18 protein-coding genes are annotated in these 22,486 nt (G+C 38.6%); 1 reads left to right on the top strand and 17 read right to left on the bottom strand.

Annotation, left to right across the window (positions count from 1 at the left end):
• Position 1 precedes the first annotated feature (1 nt).
• From ES017_RS04030 to ES017_RS04010, 5 genes are all read right to left on the bottom strand, one after another.
• On the bottom strand, positions 2-826 hold the full coding sequence (locus tag ES017_RS04030; RefSeq protein WP_370628343.1) for a carbohydrate ABC transporter permease: 825 nt from the start codon (positions 824-826) through the stop codon (positions 2-4).
• Between the two features lie 46 nt (positions 827-872).
• Positions 873-1,751 carry a carbohydrate ABC transporter permease gene (locus tag ES017_RS04025; protein WP_019416722.1) on the bottom strand — a complete coding sequence of 293 codons (879 nt, stop codon included), beginning with the start codon at positions 1,749-1,751 and terminating at the stop codon, positions 873-875.
• A gap of 72 nt (positions 1,752-1,823) precedes the next feature.
• Positions 1,824-3,131 (bottom strand): extracellular solute-binding protein, encoded by a 1,308-nt coding sequence (locus ES017_RS04020; RefSeq protein ID WP_019416721.1) that lies wholly within the window; start codon positions 3,129-3,131, stop codon positions 1,824-1,826.
• Between the two features lie 76 nt (positions 3,132-3,207).
• Entirely contained in the window at positions 3,208-3,990 is a 783-nt protein-coding gene (locus ES017_RS04015) for a response regulator transcription factor (protein ID WP_019416720.1), read from the bottom strand.
• Between the two features lie 6 nt (positions 3,991-3,996).
• Entirely contained in the window at positions 3,997-5,733 is a 1,737-nt protein-coding gene (locus tag ES017_RS04010; protein ID WP_035065403.1) for a sensor histidine kinase, read from the bottom strand.
• A 185-nt stretch (positions 5,734-5,918) separates the two neighbouring features.
• Here ES017_RS04010 and ES017_RS04005 point away from each other — a divergent pair, with 185 nt between their 5' ends.
• Positions 5,919-7,097: an ROK family transcriptional regulator gene (locus ES017_RS04005; protein ID WP_019416718.1), complete on the top strand. Its 1,179-nt coding sequence runs from the start codon at positions 5,919-5,921 to the stop codon at positions 7,095-7,097.
• A gap of 36 nt (positions 7,098-7,133) precedes the next feature.
• On the opposite strand, the gene ES017_RS04000 is transcribed toward ES017_RS04005, so the two are convergent.
• The 12 genes from ES017_RS04000 to ES017_RS03945 all read right to left on the bottom strand — a co-directional run bounded on the left by ES017_RS04000 (position 7,134) and on the right by ES017_RS03945 (position 22,392).
• Positions 7,134-8,117, bottom strand: coding sequence for an aldo/keto reductase (locus tag ES017_RS04000; RefSeq protein ID WP_019416717.1), 984 nt, complete (start codon positions 8,115-8,117; stop codon positions 7,134-7,136).
• The gene (locus ES017_RS03995; RefSeq protein ID WP_019416716.1) at positions 8,114-9,175 is read right to left on the bottom strand and encodes an aldose epimerase family protein; all 1,062 of its coding nucleotides are present in this window, start codon (positions 9,173-9,175) and stop codon (positions 8,114-8,116) included. The genes ES017_RS04000 and ES017_RS03995 overlap by 4 nt, the downstream gene beginning before the upstream one ends.
• A 29-nt stretch (positions 9,176-9,204) precedes the next feature.
• Positions 9,205-10,206, bottom strand: coding sequence for a Gfo/Idh/MocA family protein (locus ES017_RS03990; protein WP_019416715.1), 1,002 nt, complete (start codon positions 10,204-10,206; stop codon positions 9,205-9,207).
• Positions 10,207-10,386: 180 nt separating this feature from the next.
• Positions 10,387-11,406, bottom strand: coding sequence for a LacI family DNA-binding transcriptional regulator (locus ES017_RS03985; RefSeq protein ID WP_026011503.1), 1,020 nt, complete (start codon positions 11,404-11,406; stop codon positions 10,387-10,389).
• A gap of 22 nt (positions 11,407-11,428) precedes the next feature.
• Positions 11,429-13,372, bottom strand: coding sequence for a beta-galactosidase (locus ES017_RS03980; protein WP_019416713.1), 1,944 nt, complete (start codon positions 13,370-13,372; stop codon positions 11,429-11,431).
• A gap of 16 nt (positions 13,373-13,388) precedes the next feature.
• Positions 13,389-14,900 (bottom strand): UDP-glucose--hexose-1-phosphate uridylyltransferase, encoded by a 1,512-nt coding sequence (galT, locus tag ES017_RS03975; protein ID WP_019416712.1) that lies wholly within the window; start codon positions 14,898-14,900, stop codon positions 13,389-13,391.
• A 2-nt stretch (positions 14,901-14,902) separates the two neighbouring features.
• On the bottom strand, positions 14,903-15,889 hold the full coding sequence (gene galE, locus ES017_RS03970; protein WP_019416711.1) for a UDP-glucose 4-epimerase GalE: 987 nt from the start codon (positions 15,887-15,889) through the stop codon (positions 14,903-14,905).
• Positions 15,886-17,067: a galactokinase gene (locus ES017_RS03965; protein WP_171334789.1), complete on the bottom strand. Its 1,182-nt coding sequence runs from the start codon at positions 17,065-17,067 to the stop codon at positions 15,886-15,888. The genes galE and ES017_RS03965 overlap by 4 nt, the downstream gene beginning before the upstream one ends.
• 26 nt (positions 17,068-17,093) lie before the next feature.
• Positions 17,094-19,307, bottom strand: coding sequence for an alpha-galactosidase (locus ES017_RS03960; protein WP_019416709.1), 2,214 nt, complete (start codon positions 19,305-19,307; stop codon positions 17,094-17,096).
• 20 nt (positions 19,308-19,327) lie between these two features.
• On the bottom strand, positions 19,328-20,146 hold the full coding sequence (locus ES017_RS03955; RefSeq protein WP_019416708.1) for a carbohydrate ABC transporter permease: 819 nt from the start codon (positions 20,144-20,146) through the stop codon (positions 19,328-19,330).
• Positions 20,146-21,015 (bottom strand): carbohydrate ABC transporter permease, encoded by an 870-nt coding sequence (locus tag ES017_RS03950; RefSeq protein WP_026011502.1) that lies wholly within the window; start codon positions 21,013-21,015, stop codon positions 20,146-20,148. The genes ES017_RS03955 and ES017_RS03950 overlap by 1 nt, the downstream gene beginning before the upstream one ends.
• Before the next feature lie 126 nt (positions 21,016-21,141).
• A complete protein-coding gene (locus ES017_RS03945) occupies positions 21,142-22,392 on the bottom strand; it encodes an ABC transporter substrate-binding protein (protein WP_136260287.1) in 1,251 nt (416 codons plus the stop codon).
• Between the last annotated feature and the right edge of the window lie 94 nt (positions 22,393-22,486).

The following is a 22,486-nucleotide window of genomic DNA, read 5'->3' as shown; positions in this document are numbered from 1 at the left end:
CTTATCCTTTAATTGCCCCAGCTGTAATTCCTTCCATAATTTTATTGCTTAAAAAGAAGAAAATAATTAAAATTGGTAACACACTAATCATTAAAGTAGCTCCAATTGCTCCCCAATCGGTTGTATACTGTCCGATGAAATTTTGTATTCCTACTGTTAATGTTTTATACTCGTCTGAACTAATGAATGTGTTAACAAATACAAACTCATTCCAGTTATAAATCATGTTAATAATTGTCGTTGTTACAATAACCGGGGAAGTCATTGGCAAAATTACTTGGAAAAACATACGATGCACAGAGCAACCATCCATCACAGCCGATTCTTCAAGTTCACGTGGCAAAGCATTATAAAAACCTAGTAAAATCATAATCGTGATAGGTAAATTGAAACCTATATTTGTTAAAACAATCGACATCGGATGATCGATGAGCTTCACTTTCATAAAAAAGTTAAACAAAGGGATAAGTGTCGAGTGTATCGGAATCATTAATCCGACCATGAACAATCCAAGTACGACATGTTTAAGTTTCCAATTCATCCGTGTAATCGCAAACGTTACAAAACTAGCTAATAAAACGGTAAAAATGACTGATACAGTAGTAATCCACAAACTGTTGAAAAAATAAAGACCAATATCCCCTTCAACCCATACCTTCACATAGTTTTCCCAACGTGGAGGGGAAGGTAAAGAAAAAAGAGGCGTATTAAATACTTCTTGGTTGTTTTTCAGAGAGAAAAATAATAACCAGACAAGAGGAAGTATTTGTAATCCAGCTACTAAAAATAGCATCATATAAAAAAGAAACATGCCTATTTTTTTCATATATATATATGTCGATTTCTCCATCGTATCAGCACCCCATACACTATTAATATTGAACTTCTTCTTCTGTGTGCGTTAACTTTCTAATTAACCACGTAGCAACAATACAAAGAATCAACAGAGAAAAAGCAATTGCACTCCCGTATCCAAAATTGAAACTACGAAATGCTTTTTGATACATGTAAGAAGCAATAACTTCACTTGCTCCGTTTGGTCCACCGCCAGTCATTACATAAATCAAATCAAAATATTTCAAAGAACCGACAACAGCCAATACGATTGTCACTTTGATTACACCAGCAATGAGCGGCAATTTAATTTTATATGCTAACTGCCAAGGATTAGCCCCATCAATAATAGCTGCTTCAATAATGGAAGATGGGATATTTTTTAAAGCTGCGTAGTAGATCAATATATAAAACCCTGCGTATTGCCAAATTATAGGTATAAAAACAGAATATAGTACAATTGAAGGGTCAGCAAGCCAATTTGGAGGATCATCTACCCCTAAAGATGAAAGAAATTGGTTCAACATTCCGTTAGAAGGATGATAAATTCTTAACCATAACTGAGCAATAGCCACAGAGGAAAGCAACATAGGAATTAAATAAATTTTCCGAAGCATATTTGCGCCTTTTATCCTTCCCGCAAGAATAAGAGAGACAACTAAATAACCACCAAGGCTCAAAACAGAAAAAACAGCTAATAAAAATGAATGATATACACTTTTCCAAAACATACTATCTTTTAATAACTGTTTATAGTTGTCCAATGCAATAAATGTTCTTTCACCTATTCCATCCCATTGCATTAAGCTATAATATCCCGTCATAATAATCGGGACATAAACTAATATAACGATCATTAATAAAGCAGGTAGAACGTATAATGCGATGACACGTTTATCAGACATTACTTTGTCCATATTATTTCCTCCCTCATACTTTGAGGAAAAAGGACATATTATAAAAATATGTCCTTTTTCTGTTCTTCATATCTAGCGTGTGTTAGACAATGCTTCTTGGTGCTGTTTTGCGAATTTTTCCGGTGTGACACTTTCCCCAAATAACGACTGAATTAAATTCAAGTGAGTTTGTGCGGCTTCTGGGTTCATCTGCACATCGGCAAATAATGTAATGTTGCTCGCATTTGCTAATTCATTTAAAACATCAATATACATTTGTGGTAATTCAATGTTGGCGGTATTCACTTTTGTTGCTGGAATGACACCAGCTCTTGTGACAGAACGTTCTCCCCATTTTTCAACAAAGAACTTCACAAATTGTTTCGCTTCTTCTTTATGTTTTGAATTTTCAGATACAAATAACCCTACGCCTGGTCCACCAACCCAGCTATCAATATTTCCTTTTCCACCTTCAACTTCTGGGAACTTGAAAAATCCTACTTTTTCTCTAAATTCTTTTGGAATATCTTCATTTGTTGTGAACTGTGGTAAATCCCATGTTCCCATCAAATACATAGCAGCCTTTTCATTTGTAAATTCTGCCTTTGCTTCATCATTCGATAAACCGTTAAATCCTTTAATAAATGCTTTCATTCTCACAAGATTTTGTATTTCTTCTGCAGCTTGTACTAAACTCGGATCCTCAAACGTACCGCTCCCGTTAATCGCATTTTTTAATGTATCTGCTCCACCAATACGATCAGCTAAATACATATACCACATCGAACCTGTCCAACGATCTTTATTTCCTAGAGCAATAGGGGCAACCCCGTTATCTACCAGTACTTGTACAACTTGTTTAAACTCATCGTATGTTTTAGGGACTTCCAAATTATATTTTTCAAAAATCCCTTTGTTATAGTAAATAGGAGTAATATTCAACTCTAAAGGAAGGGCATATGTTTTTCCTTCTAATGCATATGGCTCTGTTGTACCTGAAACAAAATTTTCACGCAATCCGTCGGCTAACAGATCATCTAGTGGAGTAAAGAGCCCTCCTTTCGCATAAGGCTCTAAAAACCCTGCAGCCCATGTCATCCCAATATCAGGAAGTTCATTCGAAGCCCCTAATACTTTCAGTTTGTTTTTATACTGTTCGTTTTCCAAAATTTCTTGTTTAATCTTTACATTCGGATTTTCTGCTTCAAACTCTTGAATAATTTCGTTTACAATCATGTTATGCTGCTTAGAACTTCCCGCCGGCCAAAGATGCATGAAAGTGAGTGTTACTTTTTCCTCACCTTTTCCTTCTGTGTCTTTCTCAGCTGTTTTTTCTGAACAGCCCGCTAAAACAAGCATTAAAACAACTAGCCACAATATTGTATGCGCTTTCTTTAACACTTTCAAAATCCCCCTTTCGTTTTCTTACTTCTAATGTAGCACGAGTGATGGCTCCTAGTAAGGTAACATTCATCATTTAAAATTCCATTTTTTTTAGATACTCTTTTCGAAAACGATAAGGAGTAATCCCTTCAAACTCTTTAAATATTTTAATAAAGTACTTAGATGTTTGATACCCTACGACGCTACTAATTTCAGCAATCGATAAATTCGTATTTATTAATAAGTTTTTCGCCTTTTGTAATCGACATCTTGTTACATATTCACTAAACGTCATATTCATTTCTTGCTTAAATAGGGCGCTAAAATAACTCGAATTTAAATATACATATTTAGATACATCACTTAAACTAAAAGGTTTGTCGAGGTTTTCATGAATGAACTGAATCGCTTTTTTAATAGGTGAAGAAAGTTTCTCTTCGTGTATTCCTATGACATGGTCATCCAAAATCTTTTCGATCTTCTTTGCCTTTTCCAGACTTTCTGATATATCAAGTGCTTTCTCCACCGCTTCAATCAGTTTATCTTTATCTACCGGTTTAAGCAAATAGTCTACAACACCTAACGTGATCGCCTCCTGAGCGTACGTAAACTCGGAGTAAGCCGAGATAATGATAATAGGAATTTCATTTTTTTCCTTAAGGGTACGAATAAGTTTTAAACCTGAAATTTGCGGCATACGAATATCTGTTAATAACACATCGATTTTTTTCTTTTGTAAAATAGAAACTGCTTCTTCAGCACTACTAGCACATGCAATTTCATATTTTCCCATTGCCCACAAATTTAGAACCTTTTTCATTCCTTCACGTGCTCTTGGCTCATCATCAACAATCAAAATCGTTTTTATACTTCTCACGAAGCTTCACCCACTTTTAGGAATTTGAAATGTTACACATGTTCCTTTCCCTGCTTCGCTGTGAATAAGTAACTCTCGCTCTTCGCCGTAGTAAAGCTGTAATCGTCGGTTAACATTCATGAGCGCGATCCCACTCCCTTTCATCGAAGGAACCGTTTTACTTGTTAACTTTTCTTTCAACGTTTTCAAATCTTTTTCATCCATACCGTTTCCATCATCTTGCACCTTAATAAGCAACTCATTTCCCTCCATACATTCTGTCATGCTGATTGAAACTGTACCTATACCTGTTTTATTTCCAACTCCATGCAGAACTGCATTTTCAACAAGCGGCTGAATGAGTAATTTCGGAATTCTTACATGTAAACAATGGTCAGGAACAGTAATTTTCCAAACAAATCGTTCTCCCCACCTTACCCTCATCACTTCCATATAACGTTGAATATGTTCCATTTCCTCTCGAATTGTCACCCATTCATCATGATCAGAATGGCTAATTGTGTAACGGAACAGCTCAGCCATATTTAATACAAATTTCGCTAATTCTTCTTCATCTCTTTCAATAAGCGACCAATACAGCGCATCAAGTGTATTAAAAAGAAAATGTGGATTGATCTGAGCCTGCAACGCTTTCAGTTCCGCTTGACTTCGAACTAACTCTTTTTCGTAAACCATTTGTATTAAATGATTAATATCATTTACTAAAGAGTTGTATGTTTCAATTAATTCATCAATTTCAATAGTAGACGAAATCGGAGGGCTTAATTTTAATTTTCCGTTCCTCCCACCGTGCATAATTTTCGTTAACTTTAAAAGTGGGCGAGTTACAATAGTGGATAGAAAAAAAGAAAAAGCAAAGAAGATGATAAAACCAAAAGTACCTGAGAGAATTATTGCATTTTTTAAAATATCGACACCTTTTATAAGCGCTTCCAAAGGCGTAACGATAATTATCTTCCACTTTGTAAGAGGTGAGGTCTGCTCGACAACCATATAATTTTTTTCTTCTTTTTTCTTTACATATAAAACGTGTATGAGATATGCGGGCAAACTTGAGAAAATTTTGTGACCTTTCTCATCTAATACCAATGTATAACTTTGATTGTTTATTTTTTGTTCAGAAAAACCACTAAATTGAAAATAATCAGTATTAACCCGTACTAACAAGTAACCGCCTGATGAAAAAGAATGATCTGTCAATCGAATTTGACGCGCAACGACAAAAAAATGAGACGATTTTGGATCTTGCCCAATCCAAACCATCTTGCCACGTTGTTTTTTTATTTCCTGAATCCATTCTACTCCCACTCGCTCTACTAAATTCATTTCATTTAGAGGAAATATTCGCTTATAATCGTTTGTATATAATTCAAACGATTGAATACCATCAAAATATGTTTGATATGAGTTTACTACTTGCATTAAATACTGCCTCTCTTCAAAACTCAAATACTTACCTTGTACTTCTTTCAAAAATGTACGTTGAACATATATATCAGTCACAATTTGGGCAGTTAGTGAATTTAACTGTTTATATAAAGATTCTAACCTTCCATTTGCTTGAATAATTGTTTGTTGTATTTGTTCTTCTGCATTTTTCTTCAGTAGTGACGAAACAATATGAAATGTAATAACTCCTACAAATAATAGCACAAGTGTCATCACAAAAATATAGATCGTTAAAATTTGATTACGTAGCGTATTAAAGCGAGCCATCTTTTGTTTAACATATAGATGGATCATTAAATCACCTCTGTCTTCACATAACTAAAACACGTTCCCACCATATAAATTTAGATTGAAAAGGCGCCCCTTCTTTCTTCTTGACTTACATTATAAAACCCTCCATTTTGTTTGTCTATAAAACAAACAAAGTGAACTAGAATTTTTCATACAATTATGATACATTGATAATCAGGGTGATAAATTTGACAAGAATAACTGGAAATCCACATTTAATTAAAAAAATTAATAAATCGCTTGTTCTTGATATGGTGAAAAGCCAAGGGCCTTTGTCACGGGCGGATGTGGCACAACGGTCCGGATTAAATAAAGGGACTGTTTCTTCTTTAGTAAAAGAGTTAATGGACGAAGAGCTTGTGTATGAAATCGGGCAAGGAGAATCAAGCGGTGGTCGACGGCCTGTTTTATTGTTATTTAATGAAAAAGCCGGATATTCCATTGGCATTGATTTAGGGGTTCATTACATTCTTGGCGTGCTAACCGATTTGCAAGGAAATATCGTCCTTGAAAAACAAGTGATGTTTCATGACAAAAATTATTCTTCTGTCCTAACACGTATAAAAGAAACCATTTTATATTTAACGGAACGGATGCCAGACAGCCGATACGGCTTAGTCGGAATTGGCATCGGCGTTCCAGGTATTGTTGATAAAGAAGGAGAGTTATTATTCGCCCCAAATTTAGGATGGAAAAACATCCCGCTAAAACAAGACATCGAAGCAACGTTCCACGTTCCTGTCATGATTGATAACGAAGCAAACGCTGGTGCATATGGGGAAAAACGTAGTGGTGCAGGTAAAGATTTTCGTAACATCATCTACGTAAGTGCCGGTATTGGCATCGGTGTCGGCTTAATCCTAAACGGAGAGCTATATAGAGGAACAAGCGGGTTTTCTGGAGAAAGCGGTCATATGACGATCGAAGCCGACGGTCCACCGTGCCGCTGTGGAAGTATTGGCTGCTGGGAATTGTATGCTTCGGAAAAAGCGCTATTGGATGGAGCGAGTCCGTTTTTTGACAATGAGGTATCGTTAGAAGAACTATTACAATTGGCAGAAAACAATCATCAAGACGTGCTCGCATTATTAGAGCGCATCGGTCGCTATTTAGGCATTGGAATCAATAATTTGATCAATACGTTTAATCCAGAGCAAGTCATCATCGGCAACCGCTTATCGATGGCAAAAAAATGGCTTTTCCCTGCCATCCAACAAGTTATCGACAAGCGCACCTTGCCGTTTCACCGCGCGAATGTCAACATTCATTTTTCTAAATTATCGCTTTATTCAACGGCATTAGGAATTTCTTTTTTTGTCATCGAAGATTTCCTGAAAAAAGGGAAAAAAATAGAAGTGTTTCTGTAAAATAAAAGGCATCCAAACGAGCTGGATGCCTTTTTCTTAATACGCCCCGCGAATAAACGGATGGATTTCATTTTTATAAAACTCTGTTAACCGTTCCTTTTCTTCTTCGCTAAAGGACGGGACGTTGAGCGCCTGCAAATTGTCTTCGACTTGCTGTACCGTTTTAAAGCCTGGGATGACGCATGTAACGGAGTCATGATCTAAAATCCAGCGCAATGCGGCTCTTGTCATATTGCCTCTGCCGTCTGCGATCCACGCTAGCTGTTCACTGAGCTCTACCCCTTTATGAAACTCAAGCCCAGCGAACGTTTCGCCAACATTAAAGTGTTGCCCATCTCGATTAAAATGGCGGTGATCATTTTCGGCGAATGTTGTATCTTTTTTAAATTTCCCTGTCAATAATCCGCTTGCCAACGGCAGCCGCGCCAATATCCCGACACCTTGTGCTTTTGCTTGCGGAAGCAATTGTTCTAACGGTTTTTGGCGGAAAATGTTAAAAATGACTTGCAATGCTTTCACGTTCGGATTCGTTAGACAAAACAGCCCTTCTTCCACCGTTTCGACACTTACGCCATAATAGCGAATCTTTCCTTCTTGCTGCAGCTTATCCAACACTTCAAACACCCGACCATCTTTTAACACTTCAAACGGCGGGCAGTGAATTTGATATAAATCGATGCGTTCACGTTGCAAGCGCTTTAAACTTCCTTCGCAATATTTCCGCACGTTTTCTTCGGAGTAGGTGCGAAAATCATGAATGTCCCCCGCCCGACAAAATTTCGTGGCGATATAAATGTCGTCCTCTTTTCCTTTTGTCGCTTTTGCTAGAAGTTCTTCACTATGACCGTCGCCATAAACATCTGCCGTATCGAAAAAATTGACACCAGCATCAATCGCCCGCTGCAACCCTTTCAATGCTTCACTATCATCTGTTTGCCCCCAAGAACCGCCAATCACCCACGTTCCGAAACTTACTTCGCTCACTTCCAGTTCTGTGTTTCCTAACCGACGATAGTTCATCTTTCTCCCTCCTCATGTACACGAAACGTATATTTCGTAACAGATGAATACACTTCACCTGCTCGCAAAATGCAAGAAGGAAAATGCGGATGATGTACCGCATCCGGCAATGCTTGCGTTTCTAAACAAATGCCTAAATATTTTCGCGATGGCACTCCGTTTACTTTTATTTCATCCGGAAGCTGATTGCCCGTATATACTACTACCCCTGGTTCGTCTGTTTCTACTAGTAATGTTCGTCCGCTTTTTGGGTCGAACAAAACGATTTCTTCGTCGTGATGAGCATTTAATAAAAACGGATGATCATACCCTTGCCCGACTAAAGCAATTTGCGGATGATTTGCTTCCACGCCTTCTTTGATTGTTTTTCCTTCACGCAAGTCAAAAGGCGTATTCGCCACATCTAAAAGCACACCGGTCGGAATAAACTCATTATCCAGCTCTAAAAACTGATTGCTCTTGATTTTTAAACGATGGTGTAAAATATCGCTTTTTAAATTGCCGCTCAAATTAAAATACGTATGGTTCGTTAACGTGAGCGGCGTGTCTTGGTCAGAAGTCGCACGGTAAGAAATAATGAACTCGTTTTGGTTATTTAACGTATATGTGATTTGAACGTCTACATTGCCCGGATAACCTTCTTCTCCATCGACACTTGTATACGAAAATTGGACGCCGGCTTCCTCCTTTTTAGAAAATCCCGCTCCTTGCCAAATGGCATGATGAAATCCTTTTTTGCCGCCATGTAAATGGTTGCCGTTTTCATTTTTGTATAACGTATAGGTTTTTCCGTTTAATTCAAAAGAGGCATTTTTTATCCTTCCCGCCACTCTTCCGATCACCGCTCCGAAATACGGGCTGTTTGTAAGATACGGAGAAAACTCATTGAACGCTAAGACAACATTTTCATAGTTTCCGTGTTTGTCAGGAGCCAATATTTTTGTAATGATGCACCCATAATTTAAACACGTCACTTCCATCCCGTTATCGTTCGTAAAGGTATAGGCGATAATCGGACGGCCATCTACTTCCGTCCATTGTTCCTGTACAATTCTCATCCCTCTTCCTACCTTTCTTCGTACGTTGCTTAAACGGTTAACTCGACCACTTTTCCTGTTTCCGCTGACATGCGGCACGCATCTAACACTTTCGCTTGTTGGATGATCGCATCGTCCGAATAGCTTGGCGTTGTTCCAGCGAGGATACATTGTGAAAAGTGCTCCACCTGTAGACGGTATTGGTCGCCGTTTACTACTTCTTCCCGCGTTTTTCCGTCATCCGTTTGGATGATGATTAAACCGTTGCCTTGTTGTATGTCAGGACGGTACGCCCGCGGAACGGTTACTTTTCCCTTCGTTCCGATAATTTCATATTCATTGCGGGAAAACATATCGAAGCTGCAATCAAATAAAGCATGCACGCCGTTGCTCATCTTTAGCCAACCACTTGTGACTATATCTACACCTTTCATGTGATCAAAAGTGGAGCGAACAGACAAAATAACTGGTTCTGCATGTAACAAAGAACGGATCGAATGGACACAATAACATCCTATATCTAATAAACTTCCTCCTCCGAGTGATTTCTCCATTCGAATATTATTTTCTCGCTCGACAAGATAAAAAGAAAAACTTGCTCTCATACTTTTTACAATTCCTATTTCTCCTAATGACATTATCTCTTTTACTCTCTTATGTTGCGGGTGGAATTGATACATAAATGCTTCCATCCAGATGACACTATTTTCTCTACAAACCTCTACCATTCTTCGAACATCGTCTTCACATAAAGCAGCTGGCTTTTCACAAAGAATATGTTTTTTATGTTCTGTCGCCTTGATTGTCCATTTCATGTGCATGTGATTAGGAAGCGGAATATATACAGCATCAATCTCGGGATCATTCAATAACTGTTCATAAGTACTGTATACCTTAGGAATGTGAAAGCGTTCAGCGATCTCGTGTACTCTATCATTTCCACTAGCAATAGCTACAACTTCTGCGTTCTCTGCACGCTGAATAGCTGGAATCATCGTCTCCCTTGCAATATGAGCCGTGCTTAAAATTCCCCACCGTACTTTTTTTGACATTTCATTCACTCCTCGTGTAGATAAAGACCGAAACCAGCTGTACTGTCAGTCCTCTCAAAAATATTGAATTTTCTTTAATTATCATTTTCTTAATTATAACAGCAACATTTTAGTTTGTTCAATAAACAAACTAATTAACTTATTTGTTATATAAAGAAATAGCTTTCGCCAAAGCGGAAGCTATTTCTTTACTGTATAAGCACAGCTGCTTTCTCTTACGACAAGTTTCGTCGGAACAACAATTTTTTTCGGAATCTCTCTTTTCGTTTGAATTTGTTCGACAAGCAATTCAACCGCTGTTTCTCCCATAAATTCTGTGTAAACTTGCACAGTGGATAATGGAGGCTGAACAAATTTTGATGTAGGGAGATCATTAAAACCGACAACTGTAATTTCATTTGGAACATCAACTCCTGCTTCATGCAACGCCCGCAACGCTCCAATAGCCATCGAGTCGCTTGCAATAAAAAACGCAGTTGGCCGATTCGGCAGCTGAAGTGCTTGTTTCATTAACATATACCCATCCTCTGCAATAAAACGCCCTGTTAATACATATTCTGGAATAAACATACCTCGCAAATATAAATATTCGTAAAATGTACGCTCACGCTCATCTTGAATTAAATGACCGTCATCAACATATTCACGCCCTCCAATATAGCCGATATGTTTATGACCGAGATCAATTAAATATTGAAGAACGCGAGCTGTCGCTTTTCGAAAATCGACAACGACAGAATCAAAGCGATCTTCATCAGGCGAATAGTCAACAAAAACGATATGGTCGGTAACAGATGCAAACAAGTCAATTTCCCTTTTCCCAAACTTCCCGACCGCTATAATCCCATCTAACCCTGTCAACCACTCCGATTCATACGAGCCTTCTTTTTTAAATAACTTGACTAACTCAATTTGGCGGCGAAAACATTCCTTTTCAACACCAAGGCGCACAGCCATGTAGTATGGATCGTCAAGCTCTTGAGATTCCGAATACCAGTTGACCACCCCAAAGCGAAGTCGGTCTTTTGCACTCATTTGATTGCGTTCTCTAGGCGTTTTATAGTTCAGCTCTTGGGCAATTTCAAAAATGCGCTTTTTCGTTTCATCCGAGACGGATAACGTTGTATCGTAGTTTAGTACACGCGATACAGTGGCGACCGAAACCCCTGCTTTCTCGGCAATTTCTTTCAATGTAGCCATCGATGCCACTCCTTTATTTATGCTAAATTTTAACGATTTGACTATCATACGGTCTTAGAACCAAATCGCCAAATTGTTTCTCTTGATCGGTATGATTTAAAATGAATAGATACTCCACATCTTCACATACACGTCGATATACTTCGACACCTTCTGCGCTTTCTACATGCCATATGTTATGCTTTTGCACAACTTCTTTAGCCATGTCACGAAGCGCTTGAACATCTACTCCTCCTCCAACGTAATAGACGTTCCCATCACCGTATTCATTTTCAGTTATCGCAGCGAGAGGATAAAACGGATCGTCATATCGATATAATACATTAGCTGTTGTTGGTTCAAGCAAATCTCGCCATACGGAGCACATCGCCTTTTTACCTTGCCATCTTCCTTCACCGATGATTGGAACATGACGATATGCTAGAGATTCTACTTCATGAATATGCGCACCGATAAGATCACTGACGTGCGCAGGTAATACATGTTTAAAATGAATATTATTTTGTTTATTTTTTAGCCCTGTTCGAAAAGAAAATATAATTGTCCCGCCACGACGAGCAAACATTTTCAATTTTTCTGCTAATTGTTCGTCAATGATTTGTAATACAGGAACGATAAGTACTTTATATTTTGAAAAATCCCGTGAAACAGGAATGACGTCAATATTTGCATTTAAGCGATAAAACGGCTCATATAACCGAAGAAGTTCGGTTGTAAAGTCAAACGCCTTACTTTGCGGCTGAAAACGCCACGACCAAATGTTATCATAATCATATAAAACAGCAATATGCGCTTGAATTGGCGACTGTAATACGTGTTCAAATGTCGGAATATGTGAAAAAACAGATTGTACTTCTTTATATTTTCTACCTCGTACGTTGCTATGGTCAACGATGCCATAACAAAATTGCTCGGCCCCTCGATCCATTCCTCGCCAGCTAAAATATAACATATTCGTACATCCATGAGCGAACGCTTGATACGACCACATTTTTGCTTGATTCGGTCGCGGTAAATATCCGATCATCTCATGTCCTTGAGCCCCCATTAACTCTTCAACAATCCAATAATTTTTTCCGAGCAATCCGCGATTAAAATCATGACTCATCGCAATCGCCGCAGGAGAAATCGGCTCATCTAGTCCTCCCCATACCGGATAGTTATCGTACGATACAAAATCCATTTCGCGCACATTTTCTTCGTGATCAAACCATTTATTAAAAAATCCGCCAGATACGTTTGTCGTTACTTGCTGATGAGAACCTTTATATTTTTTGACGATGTTTGTCATTTCATGAGCGAAACGATTGACTGAAAACGAACGAAAACGTGCCCAATCTAACTGCAAAGACGGGTTATGCGTTGTTATTGTTTTTGTTGGCATTGGGATTTCTGAAAAATCGTTATACGTCTGCCCCCAAAAAATTGTTCCGTACGCTTCATTTAATGCGTCAATTTGTTTATATTTTTCTTTCAAAAATTGCTGAAACTCACGATGACACTGTTCACAATAACACATATCGCTTCCTTCATGTCCAAATTCATTATCGATTTGCCAAGCAACGATCGCTTCCTCATCTTTGTAATGTTTAACAAGTTGTTCCGTTATATTGGCTGCATATGAGCGATACGTTCTCGAATTAAAACAATATTGTCGTCGTCCCCCAAATACACGAGTACGTCCATATTCGTCTTTCGATAAAATATCTGGGTGCTTTTTTGCTAGCCAAGCTGGAAACGTTGCGGTCGGCGTACCAAACATGATCGAAAGCCCGTTTTCTTTCAACTTTTTTACTACTTCATCGAAAAAAGAAAAGTCAATATTCCCTTCTGCTTTCTCCATTAAATGCCAAGAAAATTCCCCAATACGAACGATGTTAGCTCCAAGCTCTTTTATTCCTTGAATATCTTCATCGATCATTTCTTTTGGCCAATATTCTGGATAGTAGTCCACTCCTACATACATGGTTTCTCCTCCGTCTTTATCTATGTTTTTCTTGAATATGACGAATAAAACGATAAAACGCTTCCTTTCCTTCTTCCGTTCGTTTAAATACACCCGCATGTTCAAGCACTTGTTCGAATCGTTTTCCTACTTCTTCTTTTAATAGCTCATGTACATCATCGATGAGCGGATGTCTCTCCATAATCTCTTGCACCCATTCCCAATGTTTCAATAATGACGAATCCCATTGCTCTCTTCGTGTGTTATTTTTCATGTATGTTGCAATCGTCTCTAATTCATTCGCTAATCGGCTAGGCAATACAGCTAATCCCATGACTTCAATTAAACCGATATTTTCTTTTTTAATATGATGCAATTCCTCATGCGGATGAAAAATACCATACGGATATTTTTCTGATGTGCGATTGTTTCTTAACACAATATCCATCTCGTACAACTTCTCGCGTCTACGAGCAATTGGCGTGACCGTATTATGCGGTACATCGTTTGTTTGTGCATATATATCCACTTTCGGATCGCTATACGTTTGCCATTCTTTATAGATAAAATCACTAACTTCTAACACATCTTGTTTTTCTCCGCGTATACGTATCACTGACATAGGCCAACGAATGACGCTCATTTGTACGTGAGGATAAGCAGCGAGTGTAAACGAAAAATCAGCTGAAGCTTTTTCAATCGCAAATGTATATTGTCCACCTTGAAAATGATCGTGCGATAAAATCGATCCTCCTACAATAGGTAAATCCGCGTTTGAACCGATAAAGTAATGAGGAAATTGATCGACAAAATCAAGCAACCGCTCAAATGTTTTTCTTTCCATTTTCATCGGTACATGCTTATCGCGAAGCACGATGCAATGCTCGTTGTAATAAACGTAAGGTGAATATTGAAAAAACCAACGTTCGCCGCATAACTCAACAGGAATGATCCGATGGTTCGCTCGCGCAGGATGTCGAATCGTTCCAGCATACCCTTCATTTTCAATACATAGCAAGCAAGGAGGATAATGTTGCTCTTTTGTTTCCTTCATGCGCGCAATATCTCGAGGATCTTTTTCCGGCTTAGATAAGTTGATCGTTATATCCATATCGCCGTATTTCGTTCGCACTTTCCATCGTCTATTTTTCATCACTCGGTCTACACGAATGTAATTGGACGCTTGACTCAGTTCATAAAACCAAGTTGTTGCTTCTTGCTTATTTCGTTTATATTTCTCATAAAACGTTTGAATAATCGTAGACGGACGGGCCACAAAACAATTCATAATTTCTGTATCAAATAAATCACGTTCTGTCACTGTCTTTCCAGCAAATCGCCCATGCGCTTCCGCCCAATTCATGATATGTTGTAAAATCGAAACAAGTGGACGGTCGGAGGAGGGGGTAACGTCTACTTGTTTCCATTCATCCAGCTTTAACAAAGCTAGCAGTCGATTGCGCGTATAAATGACATCTTCTTTTTCAATTAAACGATGATAAAGTGCATACTGAATAAGTGCTTCAATTTCTTCATAAATGTTTACCATCGCTACACCTCTTCATACCCGTTCGGATTCGCTTTATGCCACTCCCATGCCGAAGAAACAATTTCTTCTATTGTTGTATATATTGGCTTCCATCCAAGCTCACGTTTCGCTTTTTCGGATGAAGCAACTAAGCGCGCAGGATCCCCAGGGCGTCTCGGCATAATTTTGGCGGGAATCGGATGCCCTGTGACACGACGTGCTGCTTCAACGACTTCTTTGACAGAAAACCCGTTGCCATTTCCTAAATTGTATACGACGCTTTCACTACCCTTTCTTAGTTTTTCCACCGCTAACATATGAGCATCTACTAAATCTAATACGTGAATGTAATCGCGAATACAAGTGCCGTCATATGTGTCGTAGTCATCTCCAAAAATATGAAACTCTTCTCGTTTTCCTAGCGGCACTTGTAAAATAAGAGGAATGACATGTGTCTCAGGGCGATGATCTTCGCCAAGCATCGTTCCATACGCGCCTGCGACGTTGAAATATCGTAAAGAAATGTAACGAATACCGTATGCAATGTTCGCCCATTTCATCATTTTTTCCATTGCTAGTTTTGTTTCACCATACGGACTTTCAGGATTTGTTTCATCTTCCTCTTGAATAGGGATATGTTTTGGTTCCCCATACACAGCCGCTGTTGAGGAAAATACAATTTGTTTTACGCCATGTTCATTCATGACATCAAGTAACACTTCTGTTCCATAAACATTATTGTTGTAATAAGCTAATGGGTTTTGGACACTTTCTCCAACAAGGGAATGAGCCGCAAAATGAATCACTGTATCTATTTCATGCTTTTTAAATATGTCGCTTAAAAAGTGACGATCACGAATATCTCCCTCGTAAAACAGCGCATCTGAATGAACAGCTTTTCGATGCCCGGTTTGTAAATTATCGACAACAACGACTTGTTCTCCTTTTTCAATGAAACGATACACGGCATGACTCCCGATATATCCTGCTCCCCCACAAATGAGAATCATCGCATGCTCTCCCCTTCTTTTGTCAGTTGTTTCGCCCCGTCACCAATTTTCGCTACGTAAAAACTTGGTGCATACCCTATCTCCATTTCATACATTTTCCCAACTTCTTCGATAAACGACGGAATATGATCGTCTTTTACAATATTTACTGTACAACCGCCAAACCCCGCTCCTGTCATGCGTGCCCCAATCGTCCCTTTATGTTTCCACGCTGCCTCCACGAGCGTATCTAACTCTTTTCCCGTCACTTCGTAATCATCACGCAATGATTCATGTGATTTGCGCATCAATTGTCCAAATGTATGCAAATCTCCCTTTTGTAAAGCAGAGGCAGCTTGTTTCGTTCGTTCATTTTCCGAAACGACATGACGCACTCGTTTTTGTTCTATCGGTGAAAGAACATGTGCATATTCGTTAAACTGCTCGATCGTTAAATCACTAAGAGAGTGGATGCTTACATAGCGCTGTAATTTGGCAAGCGCCTGTTCACATGTCGCACGGCGCTCGTTATATGCTGAATCCGCTAACCCTCGCTTTTTATTTGTATTTGCAATAACAATCGAACAATCTTCTAAAGAAAGGGGCAAATATTGGTACTTCAGTGTCTGGCAATCAAGCAATAACGCATGTCCTGCTTTCCCCATTCCGACCGCAAATTGATCCATAATCCCGCAATTCACACCGATATATTCATTTTCTACTTTTTGACTAATTTTTACTAATTCCATCATCTCCATACGAAGTTGAAACAACTCGTTCAACATAACGGCGGTAGCGAGCTCGATAGAAGCAGAAGAAGATAGCCCTGCCCCATTCGGAATATTGCCATAGTATAAGACGTCAATGCCCTTTTGAACATGTTTCGGCATAAGCGCTTGGATGATTCCCTTTGGATAATTCGCCCATCCATGACACTCGTCATAGGCGAGTTCGTCCTTTCTTATCGAAACGATTCCATCGTCATGAAAGTTTTTGGAATAGAGCCGAATCATCCCATCATCATTTAATCTGGCAACCGCATACGTTCCGATATGCAATGAACAAGGAAGCACATACCCTCCGTTATAATCAGTATGTTCACCGATTAAATTGACACGACCGGGGGCGAAGAAAAATAAAAATCTTCCATATTCCCTTTGAAATATTTTTATATATTCATTTTCTAATTGCTTAATCATTTAAAACACCACTTTGATTATTAGTTTTAACACTCATTATCCTTCCATTCTTTTAATACCCAAATAAAACTCACGAAATCCCCTTCAAGATATGGAACATTTAATCCCACATACATTAACTCATCGCCACCATATACTTCTCCTTCTTCAACTCCTTTTCCAATTAGATAGTATTGTCTATTCGGATCCAACCCTTTTAGAAGAATTGAAGAAAGTGGAGCATTCGCCTCCGCTAATACTCTAAAGTAAGCGACAACCGCTTCAGATTGGTCTTCTGAAACGAACATCCACGCCGTTTCATTTCCTTCAAATGGGCTTAGGATTCGATAAAAGTTGCCATATTGCACTAAACGGCGAATTTCTTTATAAAAGGCCACTTGCTCTTTCACTTTTTCCTTCTCTTCATCGGTTAATTTCGTTAAATCGAGTTCATAGCCAAAGTTTCCTGACATCGCCACATGCCCGCGAATATCCAGTGAAGTGATGCGATGAACTTGATGGTTTGGAACTGCTGACACATGCGCTCCCATTGCGTTGATTGGATAAACGATACTTGTGCCGTATTGAATTTTTAAACGAGAGATCGCATCTGTATTGTCGCTCGTCCACGTTTGCGGCATGTAATAAAGAATCCCTGGATCAAAACGCCCGCCTCCTCCTGAACAACTTTCAAATAAAACGTGCGGAAACTTGGAGGTGATTTCCTCCATTACGCGATACAACCCTAACATATAACGGTGGGCTGTTTCTCTTTGTCTTTCTGGCGGCAAGGCAGCAGATCCGATTTCGGTCATGTGACGATTCATATCCCATTTCACATAGGAAACGGGGGCGCTTGATAAAATATCGGACATTACTTTGATGATGTAATCACACACTTCTTTACGTGAGTAATCTAAAATAAGCTGATTACGTCCTTCTGAACGCGGCCGTTTTGGAACATGGAGGCACCAGTCTGGATGCTTGCGATATAAATCGCTATCGACCGAAATCATCTCCGGTTCAACCCATAGTCCAAACTGCATTCCCATCTCTCGGATTTTTGTAGCTAGTCCTGCTAATCCATTTGGAAGCTTCCTTTTGTCAACGAACCAATCTCCTAAAGAGCTTTTATCATCGTCCCGTTTACCAAACCAACCGTCATCTAATACAAATAACTCGATTCCTAATTCTTTACCTGCTTTCGCAATTTCCAAAATTTTCTCTTCGTTAAAATCAAAATAGGTAGCTTCCCAGTTGTTAATAAGAATTGGACGTTCTTTGTCTCGGAATGGTCCGCGGGCTAAACGAGTTCGGTATAGTCGATGAAACGTTTGCGACATCCCGTTTAGTCCTTGATCGGAATAGACCATCACCACTTCCGGTGTTTGAAACGCTTCGCCAGGCTCTAATAGCCAAGTAAAATCAAACGGATTAATTCCTAGCGACACACGTGCTGTGTGAAATTGATCAACTTCCACTTGTGCAAGGAAATTGCCGCTGTACACGAGGCTAAAGCCAAATACTTCGCCTTCGTCTTCATTGGCATTTTTTCTCAACAGCGCGATGAATGGGTTTTGTTGATGACTGCTTGCCCCTCTTCGGCTTTCGATCGATTGAGTACCTACAAAAAGTGGTTTTCTTTCCATATATCTCTCTCGACAATGTGCGCCTGAAAGATGCAGAAAATCGAAGTTCGCATCGCGAAAATCGATATTCATGCTTAACGCACGTAAAATTTTTATATTTTCTGAACCTTGATTTTCAAAGCGAACGGAACGTGTAATCGCATTGAAATGTTCAAATACGGTATAAGAAAGGATTACTTTTAGCTTGGTGTTATCATCCTCTAACTCGATTTCCAGCGTCTCCGCTTCATCTTCTGTTTCGACATAAGTCGCTGGCAATCCGTTTAATTTCGGCTTGCCTTTGTAGATTTTATGTGTTTTATAGCGCAAATCCGATACAGTAGACCCATTCTCAAGTTGTATTTGATAAGCAGGTGTGCGAAAGTCTGTATTGCCGTATGCTGGATATTCTTGCGGCAATGTATCTAATGAAAATGTTCGATCAGATGGGTCTGGATTAGGAGAAAATCCTCGATCTAAAAACTGTAATTTATTCGAATGGTGATAGTTGCGAACTTTTTTCCCGAAATAAAGATGGGCTAAATACCCGTCGCGGAAAATTTGCATAACATAGCTTGTGTCTTTTGCTTGTAAGTGAAATGTTTTGTTTATAGAATCGAACGTAATCGCCATTGGTAATCCCCCATTATTTTTTATTTAATTGCGCCTCTTATTACTCCGCTGATAATCCATTTTTGCGCAAACAAGTAAACGATAATCATTGGTGAAAGTGCCATTAAGTAGGAGGCAAATGCCAAGTTATAATCTGTGCCAAATTCAGACTGAAACACGTATTGGACTAATGGTAAAGTCATATCGTCTTGGTCGCTTAATATGACTAAAGGCAATAAAAAGTCGTTCCATGCCCATAAACAAGTAAGGATACCGATGGTTGCGTTAATCGGTGCTAGAAGCGGAAAGACAATTTTCCAAAAAACGCCCCACGTGCTGCATCCATCCACGATGGCAGCTTCTTCGAGTTCTTTTGGAATGGAACGAATGTATCCGACATAGATAAAAATGTTAAAGGCAATTCCATAAACGATGTACAGAAAAATTAAACCGCTTGGATTGTTCATACCGAATGCAGATGTTTGCTTAACGATCGGTAACATAATGATCGGAAACGGGATGAATAATGCACTGACAAAGTAGTAATACAAGATTTTGAAAAATCTACGATGCATGTTTCGAGCAATGGCGTAAGCCACCATCGAGTTTGTTAAAATGGTAAAAATGACAGTGGTAATGGTAATAAACGCACTATTTTTAAATGCTTGAAAAAAGTTCGTTGCTTCGATTGCTTTTGTAAAGTTTTCAAAGTGTAGTCCGATTGGCAGCGAAAAGACGGAATGCGCTAACTCTTCTGGTGTTTTTAAAGCGATTGAAATAGCCATATATAAAGGAAACAAAATGAACAATGATCCGATAACAATTAAACACGTGACGAACCAATTTGTTTTCTTTTTCATTACATATCCACTTCCCGTTTTTGTAGAAATTTAATTTGCAATAACGATACGACCATAATGACAATAAAATAGATGACAGCGTTTGCGGATTGGTAAGCGAATTCACCGCCTTGGAATCCGCCATTATAAATTAAAAGCGAAATCGATTCGGTTGATCGGCCAGGTCCGCCGCCAGTAAGAGCCACAACGTGGTCAAAGACCATCAAAAAGTTTTTCATAGCTAAAACCATATTAATTGTGAAGAAAGGGGCTATCATTGGAAATGTAATATGCCAAAAACTTTGCCATTTATTAGCACCATCAATACTTGCAGCCTCATACAACTCTGCAGGAACCGTTTGTAAGCCTGCTAGATATAAAATGGTATTAAACGCACAAGCTTGCCAAACAGCGACAATGACGATTCCGATCCAAGCCCATTTTTCTTTCCCCAAAATATTGGTAGATAAAAAGTCGATTCCTAATTTTTCTCCTAATAAAGGAATAACATTGGCGAATAAGTAGTTGAAAATATAACCAACAATGAGGACGCTTAAAATATTTGGCAGAAAGTAGACAGCCTTAAAAAAGTTTTTAAACTTAATATTTGCATTGAGCCCCATCGCGATTAATAAGCTTAACACATTTACTAAAATAGTTGAAAAAAAAGCAAACTTAAACGTAAAAAGATAAGAGTTGAGCACATTTTCGTCTTGAAATAAATAGTGATAATTTTTTAATCCTACAAAATCGTAATCAAAGCTTAAGCCATCCCAGTTTGTAAACGAGTAGAAAATTCCTTGAATAGCCGGGAATGTGTGAAATGTTGCAAATAGAACAACAGCAGGTATCGTCATAAGATAAATCGCAATATTTTTCGGCTTTTTCATGCTTTTTACGGGTAAAAGAATATGTTTGTTTGTTGAAAGTGCGATATCCCTCTTCTTCATATGTTTTCCTCCTCATGTAGGGGAAGAGGAAATTAGGTTGAATCCTAATTCCCTCTCAAAATGCGTTTATTTACGACCCTGTACTTTTTCCCACTCGGCGTCTAAGTTTTTAAGGAATTTTTCTACATCTTTATCATGCGTAAGCTGTTGTAAAAGTTTTTCTAAACCGACTGCAAGTGGGATATAGTGGTCTGGGAAGTCAACGAGAGCTCCTTTTTCAAAACTTTCTTTCAATCCATCTAAAGCAGGATCCTCTTGTGTAATACCTTTAATGGCAGAGAATGCATTTTGTTCGCTTAAGTAAAATTTCGCATTTTCCGGATCAAGTAAGAAGTTTACAAATTTTCTTGCTTCTTCTGGATGTTTTGACGTTTTAGAAATAGCTAAAAGTAAATCGACACCAGAAACGAGTTTCGTATTTTCAGGATCATTTGTAGCTGGATAAGGGAAGACGCCTAGTTCAATATCAGGATTTGCTTTTCGGATTTCCGGTATAGCCCAAATTCCTTGTAAGTACATCGCTGATTCACCTTTGGCAAAAGCGACGTTCCCATCTGCATAACCTTTGCCAAAGTTATCTTTATGACCATATTCTAGTAATTGGACAAATTTTTCAGTTGCTTCTTTATATCCTTTTTGGAAAGTTGTTTTTCCATCATTCAACTGATCGAAGAAATTCTCTCCTTGCGTGTTGGCAGCGAGTGCGTTATAGACTGGCAAGGTAGTCCAAGCATCTTTGAATGTGAAATAGAATGGCGTTTTACCAGCCGCTTTCACTTTTTCAGCTACAGCGATTAGTTCGTCCCATGTTTTTGGAACCGTTAAACCAAGTTCGTTAAATATCGTTTTATTATAAATAATTCCATCTGCATTGGCTGCATATGGAATGGCGTATACTTTTTCTAATCCAGTAACATCGCGTAACATATCAATATAAGCAGGTTGAATGGAATCAAGTTCTGTGGCGTTCGTTACATCGACAAATACACCTGCTTTGGACAGTTCAGCGAATGTAGAGTTTGCTCCAATAGCGACGATATCCGGAATATCCCGCTTAGCAACGCGAGTTTTCAAAACCGTTTCAGCATCTGGCGGATTGGCGTTAACAACGTCGATATTAGGGTTTTCTTTTTCAAATTTGGAAATTAATTCATCAAATGTATCTTTCGCTTCAGACTTATAATGAAAAAATTCGATTTTTACTTTTTCACTTGAACTATCTTTTTCATCTACCTCCTCCGCTTTACATCCCACCAAAAAAAGTAAAATCATAGAAGCAATTAAATTTCCAAACACAATTATCCTTTTCCTTTTCATTGTTATCTCCCCCTAGAAATGAATTTATTTTAGTAAGCGTTTTCGCCTACTAGTAAAAATTTTAGTAAATTTTTTCGTTTCCGTCAATAAAAAT

The organism is Anoxybacillus sp. EFIL (assembly GCF_013096955.1).
Classification (GTDB): Bacteria; Bacillota; Bacilli; order Bacillales; family Anoxybacillaceae; genus Anoxybacillus; species Anoxybacillus ayderensis.
This window is presented reverse-complemented; position numbering and strand designations above follow the sequence as displayed.

Excerpts from the sequence above, each read along its gene's own strand:
- ES017_RS03945 (WP_136260287.1), bottom strand. The coding sequence starts at position 22,392 with ATGAAAAGGAAAAGGATAATTGTGTTTGGAAATTTAATTGCTTCTATG.
- ES017_RS04010 (WP_035065403.1), bottom strand. The coding sequence starts at position 5,733 with ATGATCCATCTATATGTTAAACAAAAGATGGCTCGCTTTAATACGCTA.
- ES017_RS03995 (WP_019416716.1), bottom strand. The coding sequence starts at position 9,175 with ATGAGAATTGTACAGGAACAATGGACGGAAGTAGATGGCCGTCCGATT.
- ES017_RS03955 (WP_019416708.1), bottom strand. The coding sequence starts at position 20,146 with ATGAAAAAGAAAACAAATTGGTTCGTCACGTGTTTAATTGTTATCGGA.
- ES017_RS04000 (WP_019416717.1), bottom strand. The coding sequence starts at position 8,117 with ATGAACTATCGTCGGTTAGGAAACACAGAACTGGAAGTGAGCGAAGTA.
- galT (WP_019416712.1), bottom strand. The coding sequence starts at position 14,900 with ATGGTAAACATTTATGAAGAAATTGAAGCACTTATTCAGTATGCACTT.
- ES017_RS04030 (WP_370628343.1), bottom strand. The coding sequence starts at position 826 with ATGAAAAAAATAGGCATGTTTCTTTTTTATATGATGCTATTTTTAGTA.
- galE (WP_019416711.1), bottom strand. The coding sequence starts at position 15,889 with ATGATTCTCATTTGTGGGGGAGCAGGATATATCGGGAGTCATGCCGTG.
- ES017_RS03985 (WP_026011503.1), bottom strand. The coding sequence starts at position 11,406 with ATGGCTACATTGAAAGAAATTGCCGAGAAAGCAGGGGTTTCGGTCGCC.
- ES017_RS03990 (WP_019416715.1), bottom strand. The coding sequence starts at position 10,206 with ATGTCAAAAAAAGTACGGTGGGGAATTTTAAGCACGGCTCATATTGCA.
- ES017_RS03950 (WP_026011502.1), bottom strand. The coding sequence starts at position 21,015 with ATGAAAAAGCCGAAAAATATTGCGATTTATCTTATGACGATACCTGCT.
- ES017_RS04025 (WP_019416722.1), bottom strand. The coding sequence starts at position 1,751 with ATGGACAAAGTAATGTCTGATAAACGTGTCATCGCATTATACGTTCTA.
- ES017_RS03965 (WP_171334789.1), bottom strand. The coding sequence starts at position 17,067 with ATGATTAAGCAATTAGAAAATGAATATATAAAAATATTTCAAAGGGAA.
- ES017_RS03980 (WP_019416713.1), bottom strand. The coding sequence starts at position 13,372 with ATGTATGTAGGAGTGGACTACTATCCAGAATATTGGCCAAAAGAAATG.
- ES017_RS03960 (WP_019416709.1), bottom strand. The coding sequence starts at position 19,307 with ATGGCGATTACGTTCGATTCTATAAACAAAACATTTCACTTACAAGCA.